Origin of the sequence: Pollutimonas bauzanensis (genome assembly GCF_900129885.1) — a bacterium.
GTDB lineage: Bacteria > Pseudomonadota > Gammaproteobacteria > Burkholderiales > Burkholderiaceae_B > Pollutimonas > Pollutimonas bauzanensis.
Genome location: NZ_FQXE01000021.1, coordinates 65,251 through 77,111, shown reverse-complemented (window position 1 = coordinate 77,111; position 11,861 = coordinate 65,251). Strand labels below are relative to the sequence as shown.

Here is an 11,861-nt window from a genome sequence, read left to right as displayed (position 1 = left end):
AGAATTACCGTATGCGGGTCTTGGCCCAGTGCGGTTGGAACGGTGTGATTAACCGAGTGTGATGAGTGCCGATCCCCCGTTAATGGGGAAGAGCCAACCCGCAAAGCCTTAAGCTGTGCGGGTTTGCGATATATGAATTCTGGTGGGCGGTACAAGGTTCGAACTTGTGACTTCCACCGTGTGAAGGTGGCACTCTACCACTGAGTTAACCGCCCGAAGCTACCGTACCAGGACGGTCATCGAGTTTCAGGCCAGAAGTATACACCAAGCTTGCGCCAACGTACGCCCAAGAAGGCACTTTTCGGATTGCGGCTTATAGAGTGGCCTATGCATGGCCCCCGTCCGAGCCGGGCCGCCGCGGATATGAGTCGTGTGTTGACCCTCGCGTCAATAGCTTGTACACTTTCCGCAAGTAGATTTCTCGGGTTGCCTAGTTAGGCAAGGTCTACCTACCCTCATGAAACATGAGATCAGCCGTGCTGATTGTAAAGAGTCGCCCGACATGCTGTACAAAAGGCCCCTTCAGGGCCTTTTGCTTTTTCAGCTTCCCCTTCTTCAGCGCCTACGCGGCCGCCTTGGCCTTTCACCGCGAAAAAGCATGGCGGCAATAGTCTTAAACCGAACGCTATCCCGCCTGTCTTTCGGAATACCCGGCTTACCCTTGCTCGGATCCCGCACATAGGCGCTTTCGATAATCATGTGGAGAAGATTTTTCTGCATTTGATTCTGGTGCATGTGAAAAAAAACCTCATACTCCATATGGCGGTTAATTCCGCTGTGGAAATCCGTAAGGTTTTTAAACTACCGAGCGCCAGACGGAGGGCTTGCCCGCGGCCTTGTCCAGGCCGGCCAGGTAGGCTTCATGCTGCTGCAGTTCGTCCTCGCTGGCCATGAGCACTTGCAGGACCGAGGCATCGAACCGTTCGACGCGCACGCCGTTGGCGTCCATGCCACTGTCTTCCTCGAAGTCCATCAGCAAGGCATCCTGGCCGCGCGTCATGGCGATCCAGACATCGGCGAGCAGCTCGGAGTCGAGCAAGGCGCCGTGCAGCGTGCGGTGGGCGTTGGAAATGCCGTAGCGCTCGCACAAGGCATCCAGCGAGTTGCGCTTGCCCGGATGCAGTTCGCGCGCGTGCAGCAGGGAGTCAGTGACCTTGGCGCATAGCTGGTCGAAGGGCGGCATGCCCACGCGCGCCAGCTCCGCCGTCAGGAACTTGGTGTCGAAAGCGGCGTTATGGATGATGACCTCGGCGTCTTTGACGTAGTCCACCAACTGGTGCACGACATCGCCGAAACGCGGATGGGCCGACAGGAAGTCGGTGGTCAGGCCGTGGATCGCCAGCGCTTCGGGATCGCTGTCGCGGTCGGGATTCAAGTACAGGTGCAGGTGGCGGCCGGTAAGGCTGCGGTTGACCATTTCCACGCAGGCGAGCTCGACCACCCGGTGGCCTCTTGCGGGGTCCAGCCCTGTGGTTTCCGTATCAAGCATTATTTGGCGCATAACAACAATCCTGTTTCCGTTTCTTTACTGCGGATAACCATGCGGGCGCCCCGCCGACCGGCGGGATCGCCGTCAATCCACCACCAGCGGCAGGTCGCCGGTTTCCTGGGCGCCCTGCAATTTAGCCTTGCGGGCTATCAATGTATAGGCGACGGGCACGACGAACAGCGTCAGCAGGGTGCCCAGGCTCAAGCCGCCGACCAGCACCCAGCCGATCTGCTGGCGGGATTCCGCCCCCGCGCCGGTCGCGTAGGCCAGCGGCAAAACCCCCAGCACCATGGCGCCGGTAGTCATTAGTATAGGCCGCAGGCGCAATACGCTGGCCTCGGTCACCGCCTCGAAAAGCTCGACGCCCTCGGCGCGCAGCTGGGTGGCGAATTCGACGATAAGTATGCCATGCTTGGTGATCAGGCCGACCAGGGTGATAAGGCCGATCTGGCTGTAGATCGACAAGGTGCCGCCCGACAGCCACAAGGCCAGCAAGGCGCCCGTCATGGACAGCGGCACCGAGAACATGATGATCAAGGGATTGCGCCAGCTTTCGAACTGTGCCGCCAGGACCAGGTAGATGAACGCCAGCGCCATCAGGAAAACCAGATAAATGCTGCCCGACGAATCGCGGAATTCGCGCGACTGCCCGTCCAGGTCGGTCTGCACCGTATGCGGCAAGGTATCGCGCGCCACCTGGTTCATGTGCTCCAGCACTTCGCCCAGCGCGTAGCCAGGCGCGATGGACGCCTGCACCTTGACCGCCCGCAAACGGTTGAAGTGGTTCAGCGACTGTGGCGAAACGCTTTCGAATACGCTCACGAAGTTGGACATTTGCACCATGCTGCCCTGGCTGGTGCGCACGTAGATATCCGAAATATCGGCGGGATCGGCGCGGTCCTGCTTCTTCACCTGCACGATGACGTCGTACTGTTCGCCGCTGTCCCGGAAGCGCGTCACCTGCCGGCCGCCCAGCATGGATTCCAGCGTGCGGCCCACATCGCCGACATCGACGCCGACATCGGCCAGTTTGTCGCGGTTGACCACCACCCGCAGCTCGGGCGTATTCAGCCGCAGGTCGGTGTCGATATTCTGCAGGCCGGGATAGCCGCGCAGCTTGTCGACGAACCCGTCCACCAGCTTGGCCATTTCCGGGTAGCTCGCCTGGCTCATGACCACGAAATCTATAGGTTTGGACGTGGCCCGCTCGCCGAGCGACGGCGGGTTGGTGGGAAAAGCCCGCACCCCGGGCAGCGCGGCGAACTGCGGCTGCAGCGCCATGGCGATGCTTTGCTGCGAACGGGAGCGTTCGGCCCACGGCTTGAGGCGCAGGATGGCGATGCCGTCGGTCACGGTCGGGTAGCCGATGACGGTCTGGTTGCCGCTGGCTTCCGGGAATTCGGCATAGAAGCCTTCCACCTTCTGGGCGCTCTGCAAGGTGTAATCCATGGTGGCGCCTTCGGGCGCGCTGATCATTCCATACACCACGCCGCGGTCTTCGATGGGCGCGAGTTCGCTTTTGACGGTCTTGAACAGCACGACGCTGCCGGCCGCCACGGCCAGCCCCAGCAGCAGCACGATCATCCGGTGCCGGAAGGCCCGCGCCAGGCCATTGCGATAGCGCCTGGTCAGCGACATCAACAGGTTTTCGACAAAGATGTAGATGCGCCCATGGCTGGCTTCGTGGCGCAGCAGTCCGGCGCACATCATGGGGGTCAGGGTCAGGGCGATGAAGCCCGACACCAGCACCGCGCCGGCCAGGGTCAGGGCGAACTCGATGAACAGGCGCCCCGTGCGGCCGGTCGCGAACGCCAGCGGCGCGTATACCGCGACCAGCGTCAGCGTCATGGCGACGACCGCGAAGCCGATTTCCTTGGACCCCAGGAAAGCCGCTTCCAGCCGCGTCTTGCCCTCCTCGATATGCCGGAAGATGTTCTCCAGGACCACGATCGCGTCGTCCACCACCAGCCCGATGGCCAGCACCATGGCAAGCAGGGTCAGCGTGTTGACGGAAAAGCCGAACAGATACATGATCCCGAAGGCGCCTATCAGCGATACCGGGATGGTGACGATGGGGATCAGGCTGGCGCGCAGATTGCGCAGGAAAAAGAAAATGACCAGCACCACCAGGATGATGGCCTCGCCCACCGTATGGTAAACAGACTTGATGGATTCCTGTATGAACACCGAACTGTCGTAGGCGATGCTCAGTTTCATGCCGGCCGGCAGGTTTTCGTTGATCAGCGCGACTTCCTTGCGGGCCTCCCTGGACAGATCCAGCGGATTGGCCGTGGACTGCTTGGTGATGCCTATGGTCAGGCTGGGCTGGCCATTGAAGCGCGCCAGCACGCGGTCATCGAGCGCGCCTATCTGCACGTCCGCGACATCGCTCATGCGCACCGGGTAGCCGTTGACGTTGGCGACGATCACGTTGTTGAACTGCTCGGTCGTCTGCAGGTCGGTCGACGACACCACGGAAAATTCCCGGTCCCTGGATTCGATGCGCCCCGCGGGTATCAGCACGTTCTGCTGCAGCAGCGCCGCTTCCACGTCCTGCACGATCAGGCCATAGGCGCCCAGCTTGGCGCGGTCGACATAAATGCGCATGGAGGGCAGGCGCTCGCCGAACACGCGCACCTCGGCCGCTCCCGGCAGCACGGACAAGCGCGTCTTGACGTAGCGGCTGATGTAGTCGGAAGCCTGCAAGTGCGAGTAATTGCCGACGGTGACGCCGATATAAATGATGGGCGTGGAATCGGCTTCCACTTTGCTGATGATGGGTTCGTCGATCTCGTCGGGCAGGAAGCGGCGCGCGCGCGACACCTTGTCGCGCACTTCCGCCGCGGCCGCATCGGGGTCGCGCGACAGATTGAACTTGATATTGATGAGGCTGCGTTCGGACCGGCTGCGCGAGGTCATCACGTCGACCCCCTCGATGCCCGCCAACTGGTCTTCCAGCGGCTTGGTCACCTGCGACTCGACCACCTCGGGCGAAGCCCCCTTGTAGGCGGTCACCACCGACACCACCGGCTCGTCGATGGCGGGATATTCGCGCACCGTCAGGCGCTGATAGGAAATCAGGCCCACCAGCACGATGATCAGCGACAGGACGGTAGCGAATACCGGGCGCTTGATGCAGACGTCGGAAAGAATCATGGCAGCATCCGGATCACGAAGCCGCGGGCTTTGCGGCGGGCGGCAAAATTTCGACGGCGTCGCCGTCGGTCACTTTCTGCAAGCCGGAAACCACCACCCGGTCCCCCTCTTGCAGGCCGCTGAGGACTTCCACCTTGCCGGCGCGCCGCTGGCCTATGCCTATCGCCACGCGGCGCACGCGTCCTTGCTCGACACGGAAAACATACTGCGACTCGCCCGAAGGGGCAAGCGCGGCTTCCGGCACCACCAGCGCCTGGTCGTCGGCGAACTGCAATTGCACCCTGGCGAACATGCCCGGGCGCAAGGCGCCATCCGTATTCGGCACATCGGCGCGCAGCAAAAGCGAACGCCCGCCCACGTCGACCAGCGGACTGATCGCCCCGACGACCCCCTCGCGCGTCTGGCCGGGCAAGGCATCGAACCGCAAGGCCAGGCCTATGCCTTCGCGCACCTGCCCCATGAAATGTTCCGGAATGCGGAAGTCCACCTTGAGCGGATGTATGGATTCGATAGGCACCAGATCTATGCCAGGGCTTACATAGTCGCCCACCGACACATTGCGCAAGCCGACAAGACCGTCGAACGGCGCCCGTATCGCGGTTTTATCGAGGTGCGCCTTGGCAAGCGCGGCGGCGGCCTGCTGCACTTGCAATTGGCTGGCGGCCTCGTCGCGCGCCTGCTTGCTGATGAAGCCCTGCTTGCTGAGCTCCACGGCGCGCCGGTGCTGGCTGTTGGCCAGGCTCAGATTGGCCTGGGCCTGCTGCAGCTGGGCCCTGACCACGCTGTCGTCCAGGCGCACCAGAACCTGGTCCTTGAGCACCTTGCCGCCCTCGGTGAAATTGATCTCGGCGATCCTGCCGGTGACTTCCGGGCGCAGCATGACGGAATTCTGCGAGCGCAGGCTGCCGACTGCCGAAACCCCGCGCGGCCAGGGCACCCGCGCCACCTGTTCGACCTCGACCTCGACCCTTTTTTCCGACCCGGCGGGTTCTGTGGCCGCCAGCTTCGCCGGGGGGGACTGCGGCGCATCGCGGCTGGCGAGCCACCTGGCCCCGCCGGCCCCGAGCGCTATGCCTGCGGCGAGAATCAATACAAAGCCTATTGTGGATTTCTTCATCAAATTAGCATGGTTTTCGACACAATTTGTGACTGTAGCATTGGAATGTCAGTCATTGCATACTTTTATATACCAGCGCGGCGGCCCGGGCGTGGTCCACGCCCATGTTGGCCAGTTCGTCGGCGCGTTCATTGCCGGGGTCGCCCGCATGGCCCCGCACCCAGCGCCACGTCAAGGTGTGCTGCTCGGCCAGGGCGTCCAGTTCCTGCCATAGATCGGCATTCTTCACCGGCTTCTTGTCGGCCGTACGCCAGCCGCGCCGCTTCCAGTTGAGCAGCCATTCGCTCATGCCCTTCTGCACGTATTGCGAGTCGGTATGCACCACCACATCGCAAGGCCTCTTCAAAGCTTTGAGAGCCTGAATCACGGCCATTAGTTCCATGCGGTTGTTGGTGGTGGCGGGTTCGCCGCCGTACAAAGCCTTTTCGTGGCGCCCCTGGCGCAGAAAAGCGCCCCATCCGCCCCACCCGGGGTTGCCCTTGCAGGCGCCATCGGTCCAGATTTCAACTTGACTGCTATTCATCAATGTATGCCGCCCCGCGCGGTAGATATATAAAAGAAATGGAAAAATGCCTAGGTTTTCAGGCCCGACTGCCGGCCGGTCACCACGGCCTGGCGCCGGACCCGCTGCCTGGCGGTTTTCCAGGCCGGGCCCACCAGGCGCATGCCGGCCACGCGCTTGACGGCCGACACCACGTACACCGCGCCGCATACCGGCCACCAGCGATCGCCGGCGGACTCCATGAAGGCCCAGCGATCCAGCCATGTCTTGTTCAGGCATGGCGGCGCATAGCAGCCGAAGCGCCCGCGGTCGAGATCGAAAGACAGGAGCTTGAACCAGTCTTTCAGGCGCGCCAGCGATACCTGCATGGGCGCGGGCACGGGAATCAGCGGATCCAGGCCGGGAATGCGCTCGCGCGCCCCCCACAGGCTCCAGGGATTGAAACCCGAAATCACCACACGCCCCTCGGGCATGAGCACGCGCTCGGCCTCGCGCAGGATCTGGTGCGGCGCATTGGAGCATTCCAGGACATGCGGCAGCACCAGCAGATCTATGCTTTGGGTATCGAAGGGCAGATTCTCCGGATCGGCGACCACCACCGCGCCCTGCCCGCCGGCCTGGTCGAATAAAATGCCCGTGCGGCCCTTGAACGGAATGCGGTTGGCCTGCAGCAGGTCCCAATGCGGCAAGCCGATTTGTATGGCATGATACCCAAACACATTGGCCACCATGCCATCAATCTGTTTTTGTTCCCAGGCTTGCACATACTGGCCCGGCGCGGTGCCCAGCCATTCTGCAAGCTCTACAATCAGAGGTTGGTCCGCCAGCACATCGACTCCCTTGGCTTTATGGTAAATACTGAACTCATCCCGGTGCCCGCGCTATCCGACAACTATATCTGGATGGTATGCAAAAACGGCCATGCCGTCGTGGTCGACCCGGGGCAATCCGCCCCTGTGGCGGCACTGCTGGACCAACGCAAGCTGGTGCTTGACGCCATTTTACTGACTCACCACCACGCAGACCACGTTGGCGGCGTGCTCGCATTACAACAGCGAACCGGTGCCGCCGTCTATGGCCCCGCCACCGAAATCCTGCCAGCCTGCGATCACCGGCTGGCGCAAGGCGATACGGTACAATTGCCCGGCGTCGGCCTCGCGCTCCAAGTGCTGGACATTCCAGGGCATACTGCCGGGCACATCGCCTATTACGGGCAATTCGATACGGGAAAACCCTTGCTTTTCTGCGGCGACACCCTTTTTGCGGCGGGTTGCGGGCGATTATTTGAGGGCACGCCGACCCAAATGGTGGATTCTCTGGGTAAACTAAGCGCTTTACCGCTGGATACACTCGTTTGTTGTGGTCACGAGTACACTCTAGCGAATTTACGTTGGGCGCTTGAAGTAGAACCCGATAACATCGCTTTGCAGCAACGGTGGGAAGCAGCGTCGCGCCTTCGCTCGGAAGGCGCGCCTACTTTGCCGTCCACCATAGCCGCCGAGCACAAGACCAACCCTTTTTTTCGAACCTCGCAAGCCGCTGTCTCAGATGCCGCCTCCCGTTATGCGGGCAAGTCGCTGGATTCCGCTGTAGCCGTCTTTGCCAGCCTGCGCGAATGGAAGAACAACTTTAGATGAATTGCCAATGAACTGCTTACGACTATTCATCCTGCTTATCGTAGCAGTCTTGGCTGGATGCGCCACCAATACGCCGCAAAATCCTTACGCGCCGGCCAAAAAAACCTACACCGCGGCCGAAACCTCCCGCACCATAGACCTGACCCACCCGCCGCGCGACATGTGGGACCGGGTGCGGCGCGGCTTTGCCATACCGAATCTCGATAACGAGCTTACCGAGCGCTGGACCGACTACTACGCTTCCCATCCGGAATCCGTCCTGCTCATGAGCAAGCGGGCCAGCAAGTATCTGTACTATATCGTGGACGAGCTCAACCGCCGCGGCCTGCCCACCGAACTGGCGCTGCTGCCCTTCGTCGAAAGCGCTTACAACCCCACGGCGTATTCGCGCGCCAAGGCCTCGGGCCTGTGGCAATTCATACCCAGCACCGGCCTGCATTACAACCTCGAGCAGACCTCCTGGCGCGACCAGCGCCGCGACCCGGTCGCATCGACCAACGCCGCGCTGGACTATCTGGCGTATCTGTACGACTTCCAGGGCGACTGGTATCTGGCGCTGGCCTCCTACAACTGGGGCGAGGGCTCGGTCAAGCGCGCCATGGAAAAAAACGCCAGCGCCGGCGTTCCCGCCGACTATGCGTCCATCAACATGCCCGAGGAAACGCGCAACTATGTGCCCAAGCTGCAGGCCATCAAGAACATCATCACCAACCCCCGGAAATACGGCATAACGCTGCCCGAGGTCAGCAACACGCCTTACTTCACCACGGTACAGAAAGCGCCCAATACCGACATCGAAGTCGAAGTTGCCGCCAAACTGGCGGAAATGCCGCTGGATGAATTCAAATCCCTCAACGCCTCGTTCAACCGGCCCATCATTCTGGCCGAGCATCAAACCGCGCTGCTGCTGCCGACCAACCGGGTGGATATTTTCAATGCCAACCTCGAAGCCTACAAAGGCAGGCTCAGCTCCTGGCAGACCTACAAAAGCAAACCCGGCGAATCGTACGTAGCCATCGCCAAGCAATACGGCATCAGTGTGGCCCAGCTGCGCGCCATCAACGGCCTGGGCAAGAAAGAGACCCGGGCCGTGGCGCAAACCCTGCTGCTGCCGGCGCAAGGCAGGGGCGGCGGCATACAGCTGGCATCGCTCGAAGTTCCCGACAGCGAGGAACGCGCGGCCAAATCGGCGCCATCGTCGCGCCGCAGCAAAGATATCGTCGTGCTCCATCGCAAGGCCAATGTGCGCACGCATACGGTCAAAGGCGGCGACACGCTGTTCTCGCTGGCCAAACAGTACAACACCTCGGTCAACGAATTGCGCAAGCTGAACAACCTTAAAGGCAGCGCGCTGGCCAAAGGCGAGCGGCTGCGGGTTCCAGGAACCAGCATACGCGGCTAACTCTCATATCAAGAAAAAAGGATTTATACATGGGTTTCCTAAACGGCAAACGCATCCTCGTCACAGGCGTACTGTCGAACCGGTCGATCGCCTACGGCATCGCGCACGCCTGTAAACAGCAAGGGGCTGAACTTGCCTTCACCTACGTCGGCGAACGCTTCAAGGAACGCGTCACCGAATTCGCCACCGAACTGGGCAGCAGCATAGTCATCCCCTGCGACGTCGCCGAAGACGAACAGATAGACAACACTTTCAGCGAATTGAAGACGCATTGGGACGGCCTGGACGGCCTGGTCCATTCGATAGGCTTCGCGCCGCGCGAAGCCCTGAACGGCGACTTGCTCGACGGCTTTTCACGCGAGGCCTTCCGCATCGCACACGATATTTCGGCATACAGCTTTCCGGCGCTCGCCAAGGCCGCGCTGCCCATGCTCAAGGGCCGCAGCAGCTCAGTGCTCACACTGACCTACCTGGGCGCGGAAAAAGTCGTTCCCCACTACAACACCATGGGCCTGGCCAAGGCGTCCCTGGAAGCCAGCGTACGCTACCTGGCGTCGGCCCTGGGTCCTCTGGGCATACGCGCCAACGGCATATCGGCGGGCCCCATCAAGACCCTCGCGGCCAGCGGCATCAAGGACTTCACCACTATTTTCAAGTTTGTCGAAGCCCACGCGCCATTGCGCCGCAACGTCACCATCGAAGACGTGGGCAACGTCGCCGCCTTCATGCTGTCGGACCTGGCCGCCGGCATCACGGGGGAAATCACCCACGTGGACGGCGGGTTTTCGACCGTCGTGCCGGGAATGGAATAAGCACGCCAGCGCCCTGAACCGCGCCCCTCGGGGCGGTCCGGGCAATAAAGCCCCGAGTCCAACGCACTATGCGCAAGCGGACTTGGGGCTTTATTGCGCCTGGCCGCCGGCCGGCTCCCCGAGGTTTTTCATGGCCACGGCCGCGGCCTTGGCCACATGTTCGGCGCAGAGTTTCCTGGCCAGCTTGGCATTGCGGCTTTCGATCGCGGCAACGATTTCGGAGAGTTCCTTGATCGTCTTGGGCAGCCTGTCCTTGGCGGACAGCGATACGCGCCTGAGGATGGTCACCCTGTTGTTGAGCAGGGTCAGCATGCTGCCCACGACGGTGTTGTCGCAGCCTTCCAGAAGAATCTTGTAGAAATCGTTCTTGGCGTCGAGCAGGCTATGGGTGGACTGCGGCGACGCATTGATCGCCTCCAGCCTGCCCAGCGCCGCGCGCAGCGCTTGAACTTGCGCATCGGTGGCATGAAGGGCGAAGCCCTCTCCCGCCAGGGCTTCCAGGGCCTGGCGCACCGCGTAGATATCCTTGGCCTCCTGATAAGAAATCGTCGAAACGACCGGGCCTTTATGAGGAATATTGGTGATCAGCCCTTCGGCGCCCAGGTATTGCAAAGACTCGCGCAGCACGGTGCGGCTGATGCCCAGCATTTCGCACAGGTCTCTTTCTACCAATTTCTGCCCAGGCTCGAAGGTGCCGCTCAACACGGCTTCGCGCAGGCGATCGGTTACCTGCTGCCGCAGCGAGCTGTTTTCTCTGGGAATGTGGAGATCCATCGATGGTTTCATTTTCAAGTTCAGGTATGTCAGCGAATGGCCCCAATGCTATCACTAAGCCGGCTCCGTGCCATTTCCGTTCTTCCGGCCCGCCACCCCCGCCGCCCGGCGGGGGTGGCGGGCTAACGGTTTGCGAAAAACCATATACAACCTACAATAGTATTGTATTACAATAATATAAATAAACAAAAAATAAAGGAGACAAGACATGAATAGTGCCCTATGCCGCCGGCGGTTCCACGGACGGCCTGGCGCGCGGCCGATGCGATGGGCCGGCATTTGGCCCGTGGTCACCGCGGGAACACGGCCAGCGGACCACCAGGCGTCCAGGCCGGGTATTTTTCCATGAGGCGCCCGAATAAATCCGACTGCGACCATTGCTCCAGCCAGGCCTGAAGGCCTGGCCAAGGCTGCGCTTCGAACCAGGCGAAATCGACATGGGCGAACTGGCGCACAAACGGGGCAATTGCCGCATCGGCCAGCGACATCTGCGCGCCGAACAGAAAAGGCCGTCCGGCCAGCCTCGGCTCCAGGACATCCAGCCACAGACCGGCTTCGGCGCGATGGGCGAGGCTATCGGCATTGCCATAGCGCTGCGGGTATTTATAGCGATCGAGGTGGTACTTGAAGCCGCGGTCGCACTCGCCTATCAGTTCGAGCATGGCGGCCGTATCACCTTGCGCCGCCCTCAACCAGCCGTCCGGGTCGCGGCGCCCCAAAGCCCACAGCATGATATCCAGGCTCTGCTCGATAATCCGGCCGTCGACATCCACCAGCACGGGCACCGTCCCCTTGGGCGAGGCGTCGAGCAAGGCTTGCGGTTTGTCGCGCAACACCACTTCGCGCAATTCGCACACCAGGCCGCTCGCGGCCACAGCCGCGCGCGCCCGCATCGCGTACGGACAGCGGCGGAATGAATAGAGCACGGGGTAGGCCGCAAGAATAGTCATTGCAAAACCAGGCGCTGGCGCA

The 11,861-nt window shown here is 61.6% G+C and carries 10 protein-coding genes and 1 tRNA gene; 3 read left to right on the top strand and 8 right to left on the bottom strand.

The genetic code is table 11. The annotated features are described in order from the left end of the window. Positions 1–140 precede the first annotated feature (140 nt). The 6 genes from BUB23_RS24595 to BUB23_RS24565 all read right to left on the bottom strand — a co-directional run bounded on the left by BUB23_RS24595 (position 141) and on the right by BUB23_RS24565 (position 7,094). A tRNA-Val gene (locus BUB23_RS24595) sits at positions 141–215 on the bottom strand. 581 nt (positions 216–796) lie between these two features. Beyond that, positions 797–1,501, bottom strand: coding sequence for a DNA polymerase III subunit epsilon (gene dnaQ / locus BUB23_RS24585; protein ID WP_073109556.1), 705 nt, complete (start codon positions 1,499–1,501; stop codon positions 797–799). A gap of 72 nt (positions 1,502–1,573) precedes the next feature. Next, on the bottom strand, positions 1,574–4,645 hold the full coding sequence (locus BUB23_RS24580) for an efflux RND transporter permease subunit (RefSeq protein ID WP_073109554.1): 3,072 nt from the start codon (positions 4,643–4,645) through the stop codon (positions 1,574–1,576). A gap of 13 nt (positions 4,646–4,658) precedes the next feature. Then, a complete protein-coding gene (locus BUB23_RS24575; protein ID WP_073109550.1) occupies positions 4,659–5,762 on the bottom strand; it encodes an efflux RND transporter periplasmic adaptor subunit in 1,104 nt (367 codons plus the stop codon). A gap of 52 nt (positions 5,763–5,814) precedes the next feature. Then, positions 5,815–6,285, bottom strand: coding sequence for a ribonuclease HI (gene rnhA, locus BUB23_RS24570; protein ID WP_073109548.1), 471 nt, complete (start codon positions 6,283–6,285; stop codon positions 5,815–5,817). Between the two features lie 50 nt (positions 6,286–6,335). Then, positions 6,336–7,094 (bottom strand): class I SAM-dependent methyltransferase, encoded by a 759-nt coding sequence (locus tag BUB23_RS24565; RefSeq protein WP_073109545.1) that lies wholly within the window; start codon positions 7,092–7,094, stop codon positions 6,336–6,338. A gap of 18 nt (positions 7,095–7,112) precedes the next feature. Here BUB23_RS24565 and gloB point away from each other — a divergent pair, with 18 nt between their 5' ends. From gloB to fabI, 3 genes are read left to right on the top strand one after another with little or no spacing between them, the layout of a single operon-like run. Further along, positions 7,113–7,901, top strand: a complete 789-nt coding sequence (gene gloB, locus BUB23_RS24560; protein ID WP_073109542.1) for a hydroxyacylglutathione hydrolase — start codon at positions 7,113–7,115, stop codon at positions 7,899–7,901. Between the two features lie 7 nt (positions 7,902–7,908). Further along, the gene (locus tag BUB23_RS24555) at positions 7,909–9,303 is read left to right on the top strand and encodes a transglycosylase SLT domain-containing protein (RefSeq protein WP_073109538.1); all 1,395 of its coding nucleotides are present in this window, start codon (positions 7,909–7,911) and stop codon (positions 9,301–9,303) included. Between the two features lie 29 nt (positions 9,304–9,332). Continuing rightward, the gene (gene fabI / locus BUB23_RS24550) at positions 9,333–10,115 is read left to right on the top strand and encodes an enoyl-ACP reductase FabI (protein ID WP_073109535.1); all 783 of its coding nucleotides are present in this window, start codon (positions 9,333–9,335) and stop codon (positions 10,113–10,115) included. Between the two features lie 90 nt (positions 10,116–10,205). Here the strand turns inward: fabI and BUB23_RS24545 are convergent, their stop codons facing one another. Beyond that, positions 10,206–10,889: a GntR family transcriptional regulator gene (locus BUB23_RS24545; RefSeq protein ID WP_245801378.1), complete on the bottom strand. Its 684-nt coding sequence runs from the start codon at positions 10,887–10,889 to the stop codon at positions 10,206–10,208. Positions 10,890–11,179: 290 nt separating this feature from the next. Then, positions 11,180–11,839, bottom strand: coding sequence for a glutathione S-transferase (locus BUB23_RS24540; RefSeq protein WP_073109529.1), 660 nt, complete (start codon positions 11,837–11,839; stop codon positions 11,180–11,182). Positions 11,840–11,861: the final 22 nt, after the last annotated feature.